General features: G+C 67.1%; 17 protein-coding genes. 5 read left to right on the forward strand and 12 right to left on the reverse strand.

Annotation, left to right across the window (positions count from 1 at the left end):
• Positions 1 to 117: 117 nt before the first annotated feature.
• Positions 118 to 1131 carry a tripartite tricarboxylate transporter substrate binding protein gene (locus ACAM42_RS23065; RefSeq protein ID WP_369629531.1) on the forward strand — a complete coding sequence of 338 codons (1014 nt, stop codon included), beginning with the start codon at positions 118 to 120 and terminating at the stop codon, positions 1129 to 1131.
• On the opposite strand, the gene ACAM42_RS23070 is transcribed toward ACAM42_RS23065, so the two are convergent.
• Positions 1103 to 1702: a MarR family winged helix-turn-helix transcriptional regulator gene (locus tag ACAM42_RS23070; protein ID WP_369629532.1), complete on the reverse strand. Its 600-nt coding sequence runs from the start codon at positions 1700 to 1702 to the stop codon at positions 1103 to 1105. The two genes, ACAM42_RS23065 and ACAM42_RS23070, sit on opposite strands and share 29 nt — an antisense overlap.
• A 152-nt stretch (positions 1703 to 1854) precedes the next feature.
• On the opposite strand from ACAM42_RS23070, the gene ACAM42_RS23075 reads away from it, so the two are divergent.
• From ACAM42_RS23075 to ACAM42_RS23090, 4 genes are all read left to right on the forward strand, one after another.
• Positions 1855 to 2871, forward strand: a complete 1017-nt coding sequence (locus tag ACAM42_RS23075; protein WP_369629533.1) for a Bug family tripartite tricarboxylate transporter substrate binding protein — start codon at positions 1855 to 1857, stop codon at positions 2869 to 2871.
• A gap of 106 nt (positions 2872 to 2977) precedes the next feature.
• Complete coding sequence (locus tag ACAM42_RS23080; RefSeq protein WP_369632799.1) at positions 2978 to 3922, forward strand: Bug family tripartite tricarboxylate transporter substrate binding protein; 945 nt, start codon at positions 2978 to 2980, stop codon at positions 3920 to 3922.
• Between the two features lie 22 nt (positions 3923 to 3944).
• Positions 3945 to 5276, forward strand: a complete 1332-nt coding sequence (locus tag ACAM42_RS23085) for a sulfatase (RefSeq protein WP_369629534.1) — start codon at positions 3945 to 3947, stop codon at positions 5274 to 5276.
• Positions 5277 to 5722: 446 nt separating this feature from the next.
• Positions 5723 to 7159 carry a hypothetical protein gene (locus ACAM42_RS23090; RefSeq protein WP_369629535.1) on the forward strand — a complete coding sequence of 479 codons (1437 nt, stop codon included), beginning with the start codon at positions 5723 to 5725 and terminating at the stop codon, positions 7157 to 7159.
• Between the two features lie 175 nt (positions 7160 to 7334).
• On the opposite strand, the gene istB is transcribed toward ACAM42_RS23090, so the two are convergent.
• The 11 genes from istB to ACAM42_RS23145 form a co-directional block, all read right to left on the reverse strand.
• Positions 7335 to 8144 carry an IS21-like element helper ATPase IstB gene (istB, locus tag ACAM42_RS23095; protein ID WP_119558754.1) on the reverse strand — a complete coding sequence of 270 codons (810 nt, stop codon included), beginning with the start codon at positions 8142 to 8144 and terminating at the stop codon, positions 7335 to 7337.
• Positions 8137 to 9648 carry an IS21 family transposase gene (gene istA, locus ACAM42_RS23100; RefSeq protein WP_119558755.1) on the reverse strand — a complete coding sequence of 504 codons (1512 nt, stop codon included), beginning with the start codon at positions 9646 to 9648 and terminating at the stop codon, positions 8137 to 8139. Before istA ends, istB begins: the two co-directional genes overlap by 8 nt.
• Before the next feature lie 1351 nt (positions 9649 to 10999).
• Positions 11000 to 12580 (reverse strand): IS66 family transposase, encoded by a 1581-nt coding sequence (locus ACAM42_RS23105; RefSeq protein ID WP_369629536.1) that lies wholly within the window; start codon positions 12578 to 12580, stop codon positions 11000 to 11002.
• Positions 12581 to 12651: 71 nt separating this feature from the next.
• Positions 12652 to 12996: an IS66 family insertion sequence element accessory protein TnpB gene (gene tnpB, locus ACAM42_RS23110; protein WP_369629537.1), complete on the reverse strand. Its 345-nt coding sequence runs from the start codon at positions 12994 to 12996 to the stop codon at positions 12652 to 12654.
• A complete protein-coding gene (locus tag ACAM42_RS23115; RefSeq protein WP_369629538.1) occupies positions 12984 to 13364 on the reverse strand; it encodes a transposase in 381 nt (126 codons plus the stop codon). The genes tnpB and ACAM42_RS23115 overlap by 13 nt, the downstream gene beginning before the upstream one ends.
• Positions 13365 to 13538: 174 nt before the next feature.
• Positions 13539 to 13721, reverse strand: coding sequence for a hypothetical protein (locus tag ACAM42_RS23120; protein WP_369629539.1), 183 nt, complete (start codon positions 13719 to 13721; stop codon positions 13539 to 13541).
• 105 nt (positions 13722 to 13826) lie between these two features.
• Positions 13827 to 14216, reverse strand: a complete 390-nt coding sequence (locus tag ACAM42_RS23125) for a hypothetical protein (RefSeq protein WP_307693486.1) — start codon at positions 14214 to 14216, stop codon at positions 13827 to 13829.
• A 23-nt stretch (positions 14217 to 14239) separates the two neighbouring features.
• On the reverse strand, positions 14240 to 14683 hold the full coding sequence (gene bamE / locus ACAM42_RS23130) for an outer membrane protein assembly factor BamE (protein ID WP_062479197.1): 444 nt from the start codon (positions 14681 to 14683) through the stop codon (positions 14240 to 14242).
• Between the two features lie 66 nt (positions 14684 to 14749).
• Positions 14750 to 15997 carry an HlyD family efflux transporter periplasmic adaptor subunit gene (locus ACAM42_RS23135; protein ID WP_062479200.1) on the reverse strand — a complete coding sequence of 416 codons (1248 nt, stop codon included), beginning with the start codon at positions 15995 to 15997 and terminating at the stop codon, positions 14750 to 14752.
• Positions 15994 to 18186, reverse strand: coding sequence for a type I secretion system permease/ATPase (locus ACAM42_RS23140; protein WP_369629540.1), 2193 nt, complete (start codon positions 18184 to 18186; stop codon positions 15994 to 15996). The genes ACAM42_RS23135 and ACAM42_RS23140 overlap by 4 nt, the downstream gene beginning before the upstream one ends.
• Positions 18183 to 19517, reverse strand: a complete 1335-nt coding sequence (locus tag ACAM42_RS23145; protein ID WP_369629541.1) for a TolC family outer membrane protein — start codon at positions 19515 to 19517, stop codon at positions 18183 to 18185. Before ACAM42_RS23145 ends, ACAM42_RS23140 begins: the two co-directional genes overlap by 4 nt.
• Between the last annotated feature and the right edge of the window lie 49 nt (positions 19518 to 19566).

The raw sequence follows: 19566 nt of genomic DNA on the forward strand, positions 1-19566 counted from the left end.
GTGGGGCGACGCGCTTTCAAATATAACCAGAGGGAATAGCTGGCGGAAGAGACTTCAGTTGTGCCGCGCCGCGCAGCCTTCTAGAGTGCCGTGGATACGGAGACAGACACAGCAGCCATGACCACGTTTTTTTCCTCGAAGCCTTCCTCTTCCTTTGGCGCGCGCCGCCGCCTCACGCTCGCCGCCGCCTGCGCCGCGCTGGCCCTCGGCCTCGCCGCCCCGGCCGCGCAGGCCCAGGCGAACTACCCCGCCAAGCCCGTGAAGTTCCTCGTCAACTTCCCGGCCGGCGGCCCCATCGACATCCTCGGGCGCGCGCTGGCCGACGCGCTGCAGAAAGACCTGAAGCAGCCCTTCGTGGTCGACAACCGCCCCGGCGCGGGCGGCAACATCGGCGCCGACGCCGTGGCCAAGAGCCCGGCCGACGGCTACACCGTGCTGCTGGGCATCGACAGCACCTTCACCATCAACCCGCACCTGTACGCGTCGATGCCCTTCGCGGCCAAGGACCTCAAGCCGCTGATGATCTTCAGCTCGTCGGGCCTGAGCTTCACCACCGCCGCCTCGGTGAAGGCCAGGACGCTGCCCGACTTCATCGCGCAGGCCAAGGCCGAGCCCGCCACCTTCAGCTCTGCCGGCAACGGCAGCCCGGGCCACATTGCCGCCGAGATCTTTGCGAGCGCCACGGGCGCGAAGATCGTGCACGTGCCCTACAAGGGCAACGCCCCGGCCGTGATGGCCATGCTGGGCAACGAGGTGCAGGCCGGCATCGTCGCCACGCCCGGCGTGCTGCCGCAGATCCAGGGCGGCAAGCTGCGCGCCCTGGCCGTCACCGGCCGCCAGCGCGCGCCGCTGCTGCCCGAAGTGCCCACCGTCGGCGAGCTGGGCCTGAAAGACCTGGAGTTCGAAGTGCTCTACCTCGCCATGGTGCCGGCCGCCACGCCCGAGCCCGTGATGCAGACCCTGCGCCAGGCGCTGCACAAGGCGCTGGCCCTGCCCGAACTCAAGGCCCGCCTGGCCTCGCTCGACATGGTGCCGCTGGCCGAAACCGATACGGCCGCCACCACGCGCCTGGCCACCGCGCAGGCGCGCTACGGCCGCATCGTCAAGGCGACCGGGATGAAGGTGGACTGACGGCCTTGCCGCTGCGCGCCGTGTTGTTCTTCTTGCCCTGGCCTGCTGCTGCCGCAGCAGCAGCCGCCGCGTGGCGCCCCCGGTCGGCCTTGGGCAGCACCGCCTGCGCCACCATGGTTTCGGCATGCGCCTGCAGCCGGTGCAGCGCGTCGTCGAAGCGCGCGGCATCGTCCGCGTCGAGCGTGCCCATCAGCTCGGCGTTGATGCGCGTCACCAGCGGAAAGAGTTCGTCGTACAGCGCCTGCCCCGTCGCCGTGAGGCCCAGCCGCACCTGCCGCCGGTCGCCCGCCAGCGCCGTGCGCGACACCAGCCGCTTGGCCACCAGCGAGCCCACCGCCTTCGAGGTGCGCGCCCGGTCCAGCTGCGCATGCTCGGCCAGTTGCGACGAGCCCAGCTCGCCCCGGCTGGCCAGCACCGCGATCAGCCGCCACTCACGCCGCGTGATGCCGAAGCGGCCCTCGCACAGCCGGATCACCATGCTGCCCGCCACCGCGAGCAGGCGCGACAGCCGGTACAGCAGCAGGTCGTCCAGCGGGCGGCGCGGCGTGGCGGCGGCGTCTTCGGCAGTCATGGGGCGGGGTCTCGAAAGGCCGGGTAAATCCGGGCGATGGTTGATTTGATCAATCGAATGTAGCGTCTCCAGAATCGTCCGCAGCCGCGGCCACCCGCCCGGCCACGCACAGACCCTGCCGAACGCCGAACGAGACCCCGGAGAGATTGACGATGCCCCAGCTTCCCGACCCGACCCGCCGCCGCACCCTGACCACCCTTGGCGGGCTGGCCCTTGCCCCCCTTGCGTCCTTCGCACCGCTTGCGTTCGCGCAGCAGCAACCCGCCGCCTTCACCCCCGGCCAGCCGATCAAGGTGCTCATCGGCGTGCCCGCCGGCGGCACGCAGGACGTGCTGACCCGCGCCATTGCCCACCAGGTGCGCGATTCGCTGGGCCCGCTCATCATCGACAACCGCTCGGGCGCGGCCGGCCGCATTGCCGTGGACGCCGTGAAGACCGCGCCGCCCGACGGCCACACCCTGCTGCTGGGCACCGCGAGCATGATGACCATGTTCCCCAGCGCCTACCGCAACCTGTCGTACGACCCGATCAAGGACTTCGTGCCGCTCGTGAACGCCGCGCGCTTCGAGCTGGCGCTCACCGTGCACAAGGACGTGCCCGCCAACACGCTGGCCGAGTTCATCGCCTGGGCCAAGGCGCAGGGCGACAAGGTGAGCTTCGGCTCGTACGGCGCCGGCACGCCCTCGCACTTCCTGGGCGAAATGCTCAACCGCGCGGCCGGCCTGAAGATGGTCCACGTGCCCTACCGCGGCTCCACGCCCGCGCGCCAGGACGTGATGGGCGGCACCGTGCCCGTGTACTTCGACACCATCGGCGGCGCGCAGCAGATGCTGCCCACCGGCCGCGTGAAAGTGCTGGCCACCAGCGGCGACAAGCGCTCGCCGCTCATGCCGCAGCTGCCCAGCTTCGTGGAGAGCGGCTACAAGGACGTGGTGGCCACCGCCTGGTTCGCCTACTACGCGCCGCTGAAGACGCCGCCCGCCACCGCCGAGAAACTGCGCACCGAAATCATCCGCGCCGTGAACAGCCGCGACGTGCGCCAGCTGCTGCTGCAGAACGGCATGTACCCCGTGGCCGACGGCCCCGAGGCGCTCGTGAAGACCATGCGCGAAGACATTGCCCGCTGGGCCGGCATCATGAAGGCCGTGAACTTCCAGGCCAATGACTGACCGACCGATCGACCACAAGGACACCCCCTTCATGATCCCGCGCGCCCTCCCCGCTTTCGCTTCTTCCTTCAACCCGGCCCGCCGCCGCCTCGCCACCGTGCTGGCCATGGCCGGTCTCGTGGCGGCCATCGCCGCCCCCACGCTCGCACGCGCCCAAGCCGCACTCGACAGCCCGCTGCGCATCGTCGTCGGCTACGCGCCCGGCGGCGCCACCGACCGCGTGGCGCGCATCGTGGGCGACAAGCTCGCGGCCCAGCTCGGCGTGCCCGTCATCGTCGACAACAAGCCCGGCGCGGGCGGCCGCCTGGCCGCGCAGCAGGCCAAGGCCACGCCCGCCAACCAGAACGTGCTGATGCTCGCCAACCCTGCCGTGATGGTGGTGGCGCCGCTCGTCTTCAAGGACAACGGCTACGACGCCGAGCGCGACTTCGTGCCCGTGTCGCACGTCAACGCCTACGACTTTGCGCTGGCCGTGTCGCCCACCCTGCCCGTGCGCGAGCTGAACCATTTGCTCGCATGGATGCGCGCCAACCCGCAACAGGCCAACGTGGGCGTGCCCGCCACCGGCAGCCTGCCGCACTTCTTCGGCCTCATGGTGGGCGAGAAGGCCAAGGTGCAGACCCAGGTGATTGGCTACCGCGGCTCCGCCCCGCTGCTGAACGACTTGATCGGCGGTCAGGTGCCCATTGCCGTCGACACCGAAGACGTCGTGCTGCCGCAGCACACCGCCGGCAAGCTGCGCATCCTGGCGCTGTCGGGCGAAAAGCGCTCGCCCTTCGCGCCCACCATTCCGACCTTCAAGGAGGCCGGCCTCGACCTCGCCGCCACCGGCTGGAACACCTTCTTCGCGCCGGCCAGCATGCCCAAGGAGAAAGTCGAGCGCCTGGCCACCACCATCCACGCCGTGATGCAAGACCCCGACACCCAACGCAAGTTCAAGGACGCCGGCATGACGCCGGTGGTGAGCACCCAGGCGCAGACCGCCGCGATGCTCAAGGCCTACAAGGCGCAGTGGGCGCCCGTGGTGCAGAAATCCGGCTACCAGCCCTGATCGAAAAACCTCTCAGCGACCTATGACGACACGCAGCACCCGCCCCAACATCATCTTCATCGTGGCCGACGACCTCGGCTATGCCGACCTCGGCTGCTATGGTGGCCGCGAGGCGCCTTTTGGCCGCGTGTCGCCCGTGCTCGACGGCCTAGCCGCCAACGGTTTGAAGCTCACGCAGGGCTATTCGAACTCGCCCGTGTGCTCGCCCACGCGCTTCGCGATGATCACCGCGCGGTATCAGTACCGCCTGCGCGGCGCGGCCGAAGAGCCCATCAACAGCCGAAGCCGCGGCAGCACCACGCTGGGCCTGCCCACCGAGCACCCCACCCTGCCGTCGCTGCTGAAAGACAGCGGCTACAAGACCGCGCTCATCGGCAAGTGGCACCTGGGCTACCCGCCCAGCTTCGGCCCGCTGCGCTCGGGGTATGAAGAGTTCTTCGGCCCCATGTCGGGCGGTGTCGACTACTTCACCCACTGCGATTCGGCCGGCCGCCACGACCTCTGGTACGGCGAAGAAGAGCACAAGGACGACGAGGGCTACCTGACCGACGTGCTCTCCAAGCGCGCCGTCGACTACGTCGAGCGCATGTCCACGCAAGAGGCGCCCTTCTTCTTGAGCCTGCACTACACCGCGCCCCACTGGCCGTGGGAAACCCGCGACGACGCCGACAAGGCGCCGCTCGTGAAGGACAACCTGTTCGACCTGTCGGGCGGCAACATCCATGTGTACCGCCGCATGATCCATCACATGGACGAAGGCATCGGCTGGATCATGGCCGCGCTCGAAAAGCACGGCATGGCCGACAACACCCTCGTCGTGTTCACCAGCGACAACGGCGGCGAGCGCTTCTCGGACAACTGGCCGCTCGTCGGCGGCAAGATGGATTTGACCGAAGGCGGCATCCGCGTGCCATGGATCGCGCACTGGCCCAAGGTGATCGCCAAGGGCGGCGAGAGCACCCAGCTGTGCATGACCATGGACTGGTCGGCCACCATGCTCGACGCCGCCGGCGTGAAGGCCGACGCGGCGTACCCGCTCGATGGCGTGTCGCTCATGCCCGTGCTGAAAGACGCCACCCACACCTTCCGCCGCCCCCTGCACTGGCGCATGAACCACCGCGGCCAGGAAGCCATGCGCGACGGCGACTGGAAGTACCTGAAGGTCGACGGCAACGAGTACCTGTTCAACATTCCGGCCGATGAGCGCGAACGCGCGAACCTGGGGAAGAAGGAGCCGCAGCGGCTGGAGGCGATGCGGGCGCAGTGGCAGGCGTGGAATGCGACGATGCCGGGGATTCCGGAGGATGCGACTGTGAGCCTTGGGTATTCGGTGAAGGATATGCCGCAGAGGTGAAGAGTGAAGGCGGAAATTTATCGTCGATAAGGCACTGATTTCCCTGTGGCTCCGTCCCCGAAGTACTGCCACTGGAGCATCGTTGGATGGCGGCTTGAAGCGGGGTACGTACTTCAGATTGGACAGTCGCACGGCGGCATCGCACAAAGCGGCCACTGACGGGTACTTCACCACTCCGTCGGCTTTACCCCGGAACAGCCCAGCCGTTGATGGCCACACAGCTATAGCCTCCTCGAACACAGGGTGGACGGCAAGCGGAGGATGTCGGGCATGAACGGAAACCGTCGACTAGCGACCGGCAACGACTTGGCGCCAAAGCGGAAGGCCATTTTTTCGATCGCTAGCCTCTGGAACATCTCTACTGAACGTTGATAGAGCCCCGGCCTTAAGATACAGCTCATTACAGTTGTTCAAGATTCGGGAGGCAGGCCTGCGGCCTTGTTGGGATGTACAAGAACTACTTCGGCGCAGGCCGACAAGAGCTTTTCGATTGGCTCTCACAAGAATGGATCGCTGAAGGGGCGGTCGCATGTTTCGTCGAAGGGTTCCCAGGTGTCGGGAAGTCGGATCTGGCGGCTGCGCTTTCAGCACACATTGAGTTGACCAAAGGCTGGACAAGCATCTACGTTGAAGTTCCTGACCAAGCAGCCCCGTCGTTCGCCGACCTCCTACTGGAAGCAGCCGAACTGCTCGCATTGCAGGGAAAAAAAGCGATGCTGGCTGCAATGGCGCAGGAGAATCCGAACCCGGCCTACGCACTAGAACGAGCGCTTCGCGACGAGGTGCTGATCGTCATCGACGAAGCCGGTCGACTTCTTGGCAGCAACGGCAATGCAACATCAGAACTCTTAGGTGTTCTTTCTTACCTCAGAAATCGTCTAAGCCTGCGTGGCCGCATATTGCTCCTGAGTGACGTGGTGATCGAGCGTGACCGGTGGTCGGAAGTCTTTCCTATTAAGTCGCTGTCCGCCCCTTCGATTCCCGAGGCTGTGGAGCTACTGACGGATCGCCTGGCCACGAGTGGTCATCCCAACGCAGTGCCAACCGAAAGGAAGGCAGACCTCGTACGGATACTCGGGCAGAACCCCCGCGCGATCGAGACACTCGTCGCAACATTGACTTTCGAATCGCTGGACGAAGTCATCGGGCATGAGCCAAGTATGTGGGAGGTCAACGACCGCGCAATGTCGCCCGAGTTTCTTGAAGCACTCGAGCGCCGTTTGTTAGAGCGCACCCTCTCGCATCTGCAGCCGGTGCAGCTAAGGCACCTCTCGATGCTCGCAGTTCATAGAAAAAGCTTCGAGTCATCGGCTTTCGAGGCCGTGACTTCTGGTGCACGCAAAGAGTGGCGTGACCTACGGCACAACCTAGTAAGTAGGTTCTTGATCTCCTTGCGGCTTCAGTGGCATGCACTCAACCCGCTTGTCCGCGAAATCTCCCTATCACGTCTACGAGAAAACACAGCCGAGTTCAAAACCGCGCACTCGTTGGCCGCTGACCACCACATGCGCCACTTTCGAGCGAAGAGCATCGTTCTAGATCATCAGAACCTGACGAATTCCTACGCAGAGCTTCGGTATCACCTCTTCAACGCAGAGCGAACTCAAGAGCTTCGAGATGTTGCATTGAGGCTTTGCGATCACTTCACAACGACATGGAAAGCCAACTCCCCGGTGCCGCAGGACCGTGCTGAACTCGATGAACGCATTGGTGTCCTCTCGACATTGCTACAGGACGAAGGGCCAAAGTCGCTTGAGTACTATCTTGCTCGATGCCTGAAGACTCGCGGCAACCCTAGGGACCTTCAAAAAGCGGTTATTCACGTTTCGCGTGCCACGGACGGAAACGGGCTAGCGGCAGCATGGCTGTCCGCGCCGAAGTAGAACTGAGCCACCGCGCCGCTTGAATCGTGAGCCAGGGGTGGAAGCCGACGCAGCAATGGTCGGCTGTGGATAAGTGTATGTCTTGCCTTGTTCTGTGACCTCCTTTCGCTTCTGTGATCGAACTCATAAGGCGCGAAGGGCGTAGCCCGTAGCGCCTTGCCACGCGCGGCGGCGGTCAATCAGCGGCGTCTGTTGGATCGGCCTTGGCGCCTGTCTTGCGGGTCTGCTCCCTGGCCTTGATGCGCTTCTTCGCCGTGGCGCTGCTGTGCAGGAATCGATGGCTCTCGTTGCCCGTCTCCACGATGTGACAGTGGTGCGTGAGGCGGTCGAGCAACGCGGTCGTCATCTTGGCGTCGCCGAACACCGTCGACCATTCGGCGAAGTCCAGGTTGGTTGTGATCACCACGCTGGTGTGCTCGTACAGCTTGGACAGCAGGTGGAACAACAGCGCGCCGCCGGCCTGACTGAACGGCAGGTAGCCCAGCTCGTCCAGGATCACCAGATCCATTCGCAGCAGGCTCAGCGCGATACGACCGGCCTTGCCTTGGGCCTTCTCCTGCTCCAGTGCATTGACCAGATCGACCGTCGAGTAGAACCGCACGCGCTTGCCGTGGCGCGTGATGCCCGACACGCCCAGAGCCGTTGCCAGATGGGTCTTGCCTGTGCCCGGACCACCGACCAAGACAACGTTGTGCGCGGCCTCGGTGAACTCCAGCATTGCGAGCAGGTGAACCAGCTTCTGGTCGACCACCGACGCGTCGAAGTCGAAGCCCGCCAGATCCCGGTGCACGGGGAAGCGCGCCGAGCTCATCTGGTGCTGCACTGAACGCATCGACCGGTCCGTGGTCTCAGCCTGCAGCAGATGTTCGACCAGCCAGCGCGAGGCATCCAGGCCGGACGCAGTTCCTTGCTCCGCCAGATCGCACCAGGCACTGGCCATGCCGTGCAGGCGCAGTGCCTTGAGTTCGACGGTCACATCACGCATGGTCCACCTCCTGTCCACGCAGGCTGTCGTAGCGTGCCGTGTTGGCCAGCGGCGGCGTGACGATCTGCAGCGCTGTCTCGGCACTCTGCGGTGTTGCCGGCGCGGTGAGCCGGCCGAGCACATTGACGACGTGCTCCACGCTGACCCGTCCTGACGGCGGACCGCTCTCCAGCGCCAACTCGACCGCCACGATCACCGCGTCCAGCCCCGCCGTCGGCACGATGGCCAACACCTGGGCCATCACGCGATCTCCACCGGCCTGGCGCAGCAAGCCGCGGCGCAGTTGCTGCAGCGCTTCGGGCATGTCTGCGAAGGGCGCACCGTTCCTCAATGCACCAGGCTTGCGCTGGATGAGCGGAATGTAGTGCTGCCAGTCGTAGCGAGTGCCCCCAGAGGCGCTCAGGCGCTCGTGGCGCGCCACCGCCGCGTCTTCTGCGACCACCACGACGTTGCCCGGGTACAGCCGCGTGCTGACCATCTGCCCGGCCAGCTCGCATGGCACCGAGTAGCGATTGCGTGCCACCGACACCAGGCAGGTGCTCGACACCCGCGCTGGCTTCTCTACGTAGCCATCGAAGGGCTCAGGCATGGGCATCAGGTGGGGACGCTCGTGCTCGAGCATCTCGGCCACGCTGAACTGGCTGTGCTCGGGATGCCGGACCTCGTTCCACAGCGCCCGGCAGCGCTCCGCCAGCCAGGCATTGAGTTCGACGAAGGAGCCGAAGCGACGCCGGGCCGCCTCGATCCAGATGCGCCGACGGCTGTCCTGCACGTTCTTCTCCACACGCCCCTTCTCCCAGCCCGAGGCCACGTTGCAGAAGTCGGGGTCGTACAGGTAGTGCGCGCACATCACGGCGAAGCGGGCATTGACGGTGCGGCCCTTGCCCTTGTGAACCTTGTCCACTGCGGTGCGCATGTTGTCGTAGATCCCGCGGCGCGCCACACCGCCCAGCGCTGCGAACGATCTCGTATGGGCGTCGAACAGCATCTCGTGGCCTTGGCTCGGGTACGCCACCAGCCAGAACGCACGGCTCGCACACAGCTTCAGGTGCGACACCTGCATGCGGTAATAGATGCCGCCGACAACCAGGCCTTCTTCGCTCCAATCGAACTGGAAGGCTTCGCCCAGCTCGAAGTTCAGCGGTACGAACGCCGTGACGTTGACTGTCTGCCCCTCACCCTGGCGCCACGTCCGCACGAAGTCAGTGATGGCTGAGTAGCCGCCGTTGTAGCCCGCAGCCTTGATCTCGGCGTGCAACGCGCGTGCCGTGCGTCGTTCGTGCTTGGGCCGCCTGGCATCGGCTGTCAATGCCTGCTTGAGTGCTTCCTCAAACGGGCTGAGCTTGTTCGGGCGCGGCTCGCGCCGGTACTTCGGCGCCTCCTTCACTGGTGCGCGCAGCCACTTCGACACCGTGTTGCGAGACAGCCCCGTCCTGCGCGCAATCTCTCGCTCCGACAGCTTGTCCCTCGCGTGCAGCCGTCGGATCTTGCCAATCATGTCCATGGTGATCACTCCTCGAACCCCGCCGCTTAAATAAACAGCAGGGTAGGTTGAACACCTGGCTCACTTTTACTTCGGCACTACGTACAAAACTGGCTCAGTTTCCGGTCGGCGCCAACATTCTGTAGCCGCTCCTCGCACAACGGAACAGCTTGTATCGCTATGGCCGGCATTGAGCCGAGACCTTGAGTTCAGAACACTACCTCGACTGGCTGCAACCAATGGTCCCGCACCGATCAATGGGCAATTGCCGCAATTCCTTCCTTGGCAACGGTAAGCAGCTTCAACGAGCGTTAAATTGAGGTCCGGTGCCAATGGCCCACATCAAAACCGGACACACAGTACAAATTGACGCTCGACCACGACCACACAAGAATTGGAGAGAGTGAACCGCCGCTGAATCGGAAAAATGCGGCGGCCCGACCAGTACCCTACCCCCTCCCACTCTCCCCCAACAACCTCTCCGCCTCCCTCGCCAGATCCGCCGCAATCCACAGCATGTGATCCCGGTGTTTCTCGCCGGCTTCCTCGAACCATCCGTTGCCGTCGCCGTAGCAGCACCACAGCAGGGAGTTCAGCTGGGCCAGTTTGATTTCGAGGAGGTCTCGGGCGTCTTCGCCCGTGGGGGTGGACGAAGGGGTCGCGCCGCGCGTGCGGCGGGGAGATTGGGGCGTAGAACGCCCGGCCATAATTCGATCAGCCATTTGGTGTGCCCTTTCAAAGGTGATGCACGTCTCTTGGTCAGACGGTCAGGGTGTTCACGCACCCTGGCCGTCGCCTTTTGTGCCTCACATTCGTGTCGCCGCTTCACAAAGAGGCATTGACACCCGCCGTGAGGCAAGGCGGTTCATTCGCTCGCACGAATCAATCGCTCGATCAATCAATGAATGTCTGGAGAGAAGGCGTTCCTTTCACGGGGTTCGTCGGCCGCTACAGCGGGCCGTCTTGTCGCGGGGGCATTCACTGTAGAGAAGCGAAGCCGCGCAAGAGAAAAGTACGCAACCGGCAAACTCATCTTGTGTGAGTCTCTCGGGGGCCGGGCTTGGTGCCGATGAGGGGTACGTCACAAGGGTCCACCTCCTCACATCGCAGGCGAGCGACTTCAACTGCGGCCATCAATTCGCACGTCACTGCAGGGTTTGACTGCCCGCCCTTTGCAATTCGATTGATGTCTTGCAGGACGGCTTCAACAGCAGTCTCCCAAGCCGCCCAGGCCTGCTGAATCGGCTTGCTCGTCGTAACGGGGATCGTTGCCATGCAGCGATGGTGGCACTTCCTGGTCTCACGTTCTGTGCGCTACCCCACATAAGGACCGGACGCGCAGCCGCAGATCACCGTCGGCGAATGCAGTGAATCAACGCGCTGTTGCCGCAGGTCGCCAGTGATGTGGCAGGAGCTCGGCGATCTGACTATCGCGCTGCATCGGCAGTCGAGTCAGGACGTCCTTGAGATAGGCATAGGGGTCGTGTCCGCTGAGCTTGGCCGACTGGATCAAGCTCATGACTGCTGCGGCGCGTTGGCCGGCGCGCAGGCTCCCGGCGAACAGCCAGTTGCCTCTGCCCACGGCGATGGGCCGGATCTGGTTCTCTGCCCAGTTGTTGTCCGCAGGCAAGCTCCCGTCGTCCAGGTAGCGCGTCAGCGCAGCCCAGCGCTTCAGGCTGTAGTTCAGCGCTTTGGCTGTTCCTGAGCCTTCCGGAACCTTCTGCCGCTGGGCGATCATCCAGGCATGCAGCGCCTGCGCGATCGGTCGTCCCCGCGCTTGGCGGATCCGTCGCCGTTCATCAGCATGGAGGTCCCTCACCTCGCGCTCGATCTCGTAGAGCCGGGCGAAGTACTGGATGCCAGCCTCTGCGATCTGGCTCTTGTTGGCCGTGTGCAGCTCGACGAACTTGCGCCGGGCATGGGCCAGGCAGCCAGCTTCGACGACGCCCTCGGCCAGCAGGGTCTTGTAGCCCGAGTAGTCATCACACACGAGTGCACCGCGCCATTCGCCCAGGAAGTCCCGCGCATGCTGGCCAGCCCGACTGTCGGCGAAGTCGTAGACCACCGCCTTCATGCCTTCGAAGGCGCCTGGCGTGTAGGCCCACAGGTAGGCACGGTGCGTCTTGCCTGTCCCTGGCTTGAGCATGGCCACGGGGGTCTCGTCGGCGTGCAGCACGCGGTGGGTAAGGATGGCTTGCTTGAGCGCATCGACCAGCGGTTGCAGACGTACGCCACAGGCGCCGACCCACGCGCCGAGCGTCGAACGCGGGATGGCGAGGCCGGCGCGCCCGAAGATGGCTTCCTGCCGGTAAAGCGGAAGGTGGTCGGCGTACTTGGCCACCATCACCTGCGCCAGGAGGCCGGCCGTGGGGATGCCCTTGTCGATCACCTGGGCCGGCACCGGCGCCTGCATCAGCGTCTGGCACTTCGCGCAGGCCCACTTACCGCGGACATGCCGCTCAACGGTGAACACGCCGGGAACGTAGTCGAGCTTCTCGGCCACGTCTTCGCCGATGCGTTTGAGCTCGCAGCCGCACGCACAGGTGGTCGACGCGGGCTCGTGGCGGACATCGACGCGCGGCAGGTGGGCGGGCAGCGGCATGCGGCGCGGCTGCTGCTTGTCCTCCGGCTTGGCTGGTGGGGAGCGAAGCTGCTTCAGCTCTTCTTCGATGGCCGCCAGGTCAGCGTCAAGCGTCTCCTCCAGAAGACTGGCCTGCGCCGCATCGAGCTTCTCGCTGCTCTTGCCAAAGCGCAGACGCTTGTACTGTGCGAGCTCGTGGGTGAGTTGGTCGACCTTGGTGGACTTGAAGGCGATCTCGCGCGTGAGCGTCTCGATCGATTGGTCCTTGGCCTCGAGCTGGCGCTGTTGCTCGGCGAAGCCATCGATGAGCCGGAGGGTCACCTCGTACAGTTGCTCTGCACGCAGGCCCTTCAGTTGTTCGGCATCCACCATGAATACGTAGAGTGCCGCGCGATCGTGCGACTGTCATCGGCGTTTGCCGCAATTGCACGGCTGCCGCGCGATCACACCACGGTGATGATGCCTGCTGAACCTACGCGCTGCCAGGGCAGCCCAAGCACGAGCGCATCAAGCTGCTCACGCGTCATCGCCATCTGCGTGCCCAGGCTCGCGTTGGCCCATAGGAATCGACCCTGGTTCAATCGACGTGCGCACAGCCAGAGACCAATGCCATCGTGCACGAGGACCTTCATGCGGTTGGCCCGCCGGTTGGCGAACAGGTAGGCGTGGTGCGGGTGCGCGGCCCCGAAGACCTTCACGACACGCGCCAGCGCCGTCTCCGTCCCGGCTCGCATGTCGATCGGCTCGGTGGCCAGCCACACGGCGTCAATGCGGATCAACGCAGCCATTCGCGCAGCCAGGCTGCGCACGACGAAGCCGACTCCACCGGCCAGTACACGACTGCGGTGGCGCTGCCTCTCTTCAGTTCAACGCGGATGTCGCGCATGGGCACCTCGGCTTCGGGCTGCACATCGAGTGCGATGAAACCGGGCATCGGCAAGGTCGGAGCTTCGGCCGCCTTCGACGCGGCCGCCTTCCGATCGTCGGCACGCCACCGGTGCACCACGTTCGCGTTCAGGTTGTACAACCTCGCGATCGCTGCGGCAGAGGCATCCGGTTGCCGGCACGCCTCCAGGACCTCGGCCTTGAGTTGCACGCTGTGCTTGCGACGGGTGGCCCGCTTAACCACACCATCTATCGTGTCCACATCATTCATCGCGGACACGATGCCTGTCGGCTCTCACGCGATCAAGATGACTTCACTGCGCGCTTACAGAGAAAAGAATTCGTCGACGATTTCTCGAATCGACGAGATATCTGAGGTGCCCCGGTTTTTCTGCTTCGCCGGAGGCGAGACGAGGCGAAGCAAGGTTCGGCGCGGGGCCGGCCGCTAGTGCGCGTGCGCGTGCGCGTGCGTGGCGCGCTCGGCGTCGCTGTCGTGGTGGTCCTGGCTGACGCCTCGCGCCGGCAGCGCGTCGGCCGCCAGCGCAAGGAAGAGCGCAAGGAGCAGCCACAGCGCCACGTCGCTCAACCGGTAGAGGTTCTTGCGAAAGCGCTTCGTGCGGCGGATCACGGCGTGCCTCCCAGAGCGAACGCGCGGGCGTCGTCGTTCACAGCAAGAAGAAGACAAAGCCCCATGCAGCGGACCGCATCCACCGCAAGGGCCGCGTCGTCCACGTCAGCCATGGGGCATGAGGTGGTACAGCTCCGGCAGAAAGCCGCCGGGCGCTGTGAGGCGCGACTTGAGCCGCACGACCAGGTGCAGGTCGTCCACCAGATGAATGTCGCCGCCGCGGTTCGTGAGCTGCAGCTTCACGGCCAGCAGGCCCTGCAGCTTGGCGCGGTGCCATTCGGCAGCGTCGGCGATCTGTGCGCGCGTCATGGCCGCGATGCCGATGCCGTGTTCCAGCTCGGCCGCACGCAGGCAGGCCACGACGCGGTCGACGCTTTTCAGCGTGCCCTCGATCACCTCCAGGCAACGCTCGGCCAGCCGCGTGGGCTCGTCGGCGGAGTTGCCGTACACGAAGGCCTCGTAGGGACGGGGTGCGCGCGTGGAATCGCGAGGCATGGGCTGCGGGCCGGCGTTGCGGCTCAGCGCGGCAGCAGGTCCAGGCATTGGCGGCGGCGCCACACGGCGCTGCGCACGGCCTGGCTGTCGTCGAACACGACCTTGTACTGGCACACGAGGTAGTTGGCCGACTGGGGCATCTGGAACTTGAAGTGGTAGTCCCACTCGGTGCCGAGCGCGCCGCGCTGTTGCTTCAGGGCCTGGCCGAGCACGGCGAGCACCTGGGCCTGGTTGAGGCCGGGCTTGATCTCGCGAAAGCGCTCGGGCCGCGACACGACGCCGTCGCGCAGAAAGGGCTCCTTGAAGTCGGGGCGGCGCGCCTCGACGTCGCGGTAGTCGAGCTTGTCGGGGTTGCTCACGGGGTCCACGGGGTTGTCGCGCGCCACCGCGGGAGCGGCGGCGCCGAGCAGCGCGGCGGCGAGCACGAAGGCGGCAGCGGCGGGGGATGCGTGCGGGGTGGTTTTCATGGCTAGCGTCCTCTTGGGTCGGATGGGTGTCGGATGGGTTTGCGGGGAGAGATGGGCGCGCGCGGGTCAGCGCTCGCGCATGGCTTCGCGCGCCTTGTTCAGCGGCTTGGTCAGGTAGTCCCACACGGTCTTGCGGCCGGTGCGGATGTCGGCGGTGGTCACCATGCCGGGCACGATGGGCATGCGGCGGCCGGCCTTGTCGGTGAGTGCGTCGGAGTCGGTGCGCACGAGCACGGGGTAGTACACGATCTCGGGCTTGACCTCGTCGCGCTGGGTGTCGGGCGCGATGGTCACCACGCGGCCCTTGAGGCCGCCGTACACGGCGTAGTCGTAGGCGGTGATCTTGATCTGCGCCTCCTGCCCCGGCCGCATGAAGGCGATGTCGCGCGGCGAGATGCGCGCCTCGACCAGCAGCTGGTCGTCCAGCGGCACGAGGGTCAGCAGCGACCCGTTGGGCGGCACGACGCCGCCGATGGTGGTGACCTGCAAGCTCTTGACGATGCCGCGCACGGGCGAGTTCAAGGTGAGCCGCTCGAGCGAGTCGGCGCGCCCGCGCACCACGGACGACAACGACTTCACCTCGGCATCGGCCTTGGCCAGTTCTTCGCGGCTGCGCACCATGTAGTTGGCGCGCGCCTCGGCAATCTTCAGCTCCAGGTCGGCGGCCTGGCGTTGCAGGCGGATGAGCTCGACGTTGCTGGCCGCGCCGCTCACCTGCAGCGAGCGGGTGATGTCGAGCTCCTTGCGCACGAGCGCGAGCGCCTGGCCCAGGCCGGACACGGTGTCGCGCAGGCTGCCCTGGCGCGAGCGAAAGAGCGCGCTTTCGGAATCGACCAGTTGCGCGTAGGCCTTCAGCTCGGCGGGGAACTGCAGGCTGCCCTGCCCTTGCACCTCGGCGCGCAGGCGCACGCTGCTGGCCAGGGCGGCGCGGTAGCGCGCGGCGGTTTCTTCCACGTTCGATTCGCCGCGCGTGGGGTCGAGCTGCGCGAGCACCTGGCCCTTCTCGACGATCTGGCCTTCGTGCACGCGCAGCTCGGCGAGGATGCCGCCTTCGAGCGACTGGATGCGCTGCTCGCGCGAGCTGGGAATCACCTTGCCCATGCCGCTGGACACCTCGTCGATCTCGAAGACCCAGGCCCACACGAAGAAGGCGAGCAGAAAGAGCGCAATGAACCACACGACGCGCGCGGAGCCGCTGGCGCGGGCCTCGTCAAAGTCGTCGGCGCCGCCGGGGCCCCACACGGTGGCGGTGGATACGGCCGGTGCTTGCGCGGCGGCCTGCACCTGCGCCTTGGTCAATGTCACGGCGTTCATGCCTGCCCCTCCTTGCTGCGGCCTGCGGAGGCCATCGCCTCGCGCGAGGCGACCGCGCCCTGGCGCAGCCGCGCCATCACCTGCTCGCGCGGCCCGTCGAGCACGACGGCGCCGCCGTCCACCACGAGGATGCGGTCGACCGCCTCGAGCACGGCCGGGCGGTGCGTGGCCAGCACCAGCGTGCGGCCGGCGGGCAGCGCGCGCAGGTGTTCGATCACTTCGCGTTCGGCCACCTCGTCGAGCGAGGCGGTGGGCTCGTCGAGCAGCAGCACGCCGGGGCGGCGCAGCAGGAGCCGCGCGAGCAGCAGGCTCTGGCGCTGTCCGCCCGAGAGGCCGCGCCCGCCTTCGAGCAGTGGATGGTCCAGCCCGGTGGGCAGGCGGCGCACGAAGGCCCAGGCGCCGGTGGCCTGCAGGGCCGCCACCAGTTCGGCGTCGGTGGCGTGGGGCGTGCCCATCTGCAGGTTCTCGCGCAGGGTGCCGTGGAACAGGCGCGCGTCTTGTGCAAGCAGGCCGACGTCGCGGCGCACGTCGGCGGGGTCGATGTGGGCCATCGACACGCCGTCGAGCAGCACGCTGCCCGCGCGCGGTTCGATGAGGCCCGACAGCGCCTGCAGCAAGGTCGACTTGCCCGCGCCGTTGCGCCCGAGCACGGCAATGCGTTCGCCGGCGCCGATGTGCAGCGTCTTCACGTGCAGCGCGGTGGTCTGGCCGTCGTGGCTGAAGACGGCGTCGCGCAGCGTGTAGTCGCCCTGCACGGCGGGCCGGTGCACGCGCGTTTCGTGGGGCGGGTGGTCGACCGGCAGCTTCATGAGCTGGTCGAGCGCCTCGCCGGCCACCTTGGCCTGCTGCCAGCGGTTGAGCACCTGCGTCACGCCGGCCAGCGGCGCGAGCATGCGGGTCGACAAAATCGATGCGGCGACGAGCACGCCGGTGCTCATGTGGCCGTCCATGACGAGCGGCGCGCCGAAGAACACGACGAAGGCGAAGGCGGCGCCCTGCACGGTCTGCGTCCAGTTGCTCAGGGTGTTGAGCAGCGCGCGCAGTTGCAGGCCCGAGTCGGCGTTGACGGCGTTGTAGTGGTTCCACTGGTTCTGGAAGCGCGGCTCGGCCTGCAGCCCCTTGATGTCGTCGATGCCCTGCACGGCCTCGACCAGCATGGCGTTGCGCAGCGACGATTCGCGCATGCCCGTCTGGGCCAGCGCGCGCAGGCGCGGCTGCGCCAGCAGGCTGGGCACGATCAGCAGCGCGCACGCGGCCAGCGGCACGAGCACGAGCCAGCCGGCAATGAACCAGAAGAGCACGCAGAACACGAAGAAGAACGGCAGGTCGGCCACGGCCGCCACGGTGGTCGACGTGAGCATTTCGCGCACGGGCTCCAGCTCGCGCAGCTGCGAGATGAAGGTGCCGGTGGCGCGCGGGCGCGCCGAGCCGCGCACGCGCAGCGCGTGGCCGAACACGCGGTCCGAAATGCGCAGGTCGGCGCGCTTGCCCACCACGTCGGTGATGCGCATGCGCGCGCCGCGCATGACCCAGCTGAACGCGATCGACAGCAGCACGCCGCCGAACAGCACATGCAGCGTGGGCAGCGACTGCGCGGGCACGACGCGGTCGTACACCTGCATCGAGAACAGCGTGCCGGCCAGCGCCATGAGGTTGTAGGCCAGCGACGCGACGAGGATGTGCGCATAGGGCCGCCAGTCGGCCAGCACGATCTGGCGCAGCCAGTGCGGCTCGACGGGGCGGATGTAGGCGTCCACGCGCGAGTCGGGCGCCGATTGCGCGGGCCGCAGCACGGCCATGGCCTCGAGCGCGGGTTGCAGCTCGTCCACGGTGCAGACGGTTTCCGCGCCCTGGTCGCCACCGAGCATCACGCGCAGGCCCTGCGCCGAGATGGCGGTGACCACGGCCACCTGCCCGTCGCGCAGCTGCAGCACCACGGGCAGGCGCCAGGGGCTCAGGGTGTCCAGGCGCGGCGCGACCTGGCGCACGGTGAGCCCGGCCTGGCGGGCCATCTGGCGCACGCGCTCGCCGATGTCTTCGTGCTCGCTCCACGCGGCGGCGCCGCGGATGCGCTCGCGCGAGGTGTCGAGGTGGTAGTGGGCGGCCACGGCGAGCACGGCGTCGACCCAGCCGGCGAGCAGCTCGGGGCCGCGCGCGGCGGACAGTTCGGGCACGGTGGTGGCGGTCATGGCTGGCCTCCGGCGACGAGCTCGCCCGCGTCGACCAGCCCGAAGGCTTCGCGCAGGCGGCCCGACTGGTACAGGCACTCGACCGCGAGGCGCTGCACCTCGTGCGCGCTCTCGGCCTGCTCGAAGCGCGCGCCGTGAAACTCCTGCTCGGCATTGAGCAGGTCGAGCAGCGAGCGCGTGCCCAGCTGCAGGTACTGCTCGCGGTACAGGTCGCGCGTGCGCTGCGTGCTGTGCACGCGCGCGGCAAGCACGGGCAGGCGCAGCGCGTGGCCTTGCGACTGCACGCGCGCGTCTTCGAGGCGCTGGCGCACGCTGAGTTCTGCGTAGCCCAGCGCGGCCTCGGCCGCCTCGACGGCGTGCGCGGCGGCGCGCTGGCGGGCCTGGCTGCGCCCGCCTTCGTACAGCGGCGCGGTGAAGTTGACGGTGAACGTGCTTTCGTTGGCCGACTGGCCGGCGGGCCGCGCGCCCGATTCGAGCCCCCGGTTGACGGCGGCGTTGAGCGACAGCGTGGGCAGCAGCTGCGCATCGGCACCACGCAGCGCGGCCTGCGCCATGTCGCGCTCGGCCTGCGCCATCTGCACGGTCGGCGCGGGCAAGGCCATCTGCGGCAGCGCGGCGCAGGCGCTCGCGAGCGGCGCGGGCGCTTCGCCGGCGATGTCGGCCGGCGCGCGGCCCTGGGTCAGGTGCATGAGGCTCAGGCGCCAGCGCTCGGCCTGCGACGCGGTGTTGAGTTGCTGGGCGCGCGCGGCCTCCAGGCGCGACTGCGCCTGCGCCACGTCGGACTGGCTGGTGGCGCCCTTGGCCTGGCGCTCGCCCACGAGGCCCGCCAGCGACTGCACGCCCTTCACCTGGGCCTGCGCAATTTCGCCGAGCGCCTGCTGGCGATGCACTTCGATCCACGCCTGCGCGGTGTCGCGCACCACGTCGTCGACCGCCACCAGCAACTTGGCGCGCGCGGCCGTGGCCGAGGCTTCGGCCTCGCTCACGGCACTCGACACCTTGCCGAAGTCGTACAGCAGCTGGGTCACCGACAGCGAGGCCTGGTGCACCTGGCGGCGACCGTCGGCCTGGAGCTGGCGGTTGCCCGTGCGCGCGCTGACGCCGGCGCTGACCTGCGGGTAGTAGCCCGAGCGCGCGGCCGCAATGCCCTCGCCCGCCTGCAGCGCCTGGCCGACGGCGTTGCGCACGGTCGGGTGCGAGGTGGCGGCCAGGCGCACGGCCTCGGCCATGCCCAGCGGGGCGGCGGTGCTCGCTTGCGCAAGCGCCGCCGATCCGGCGAGCAGGAAGAAAAGGCCCGCAGCAGCAGACGAAAGATGACGGGAAGCAAGCATGCGTGAAGACGTGCAGACCACCAGGTGCCGACGCCGCTAGCGGCGCCGG

Origin of the sequence: Variovorax sp. V35, from assembly GCF_041154465.1 — a bacterium.
In the GTDB taxonomy this organism is placed as follows: Bacteria; Pseudomonadota; Gammaproteobacteria; order Burkholderiales; family Burkholderiaceae_C; genus Variovorax; species Variovorax boronicumulans.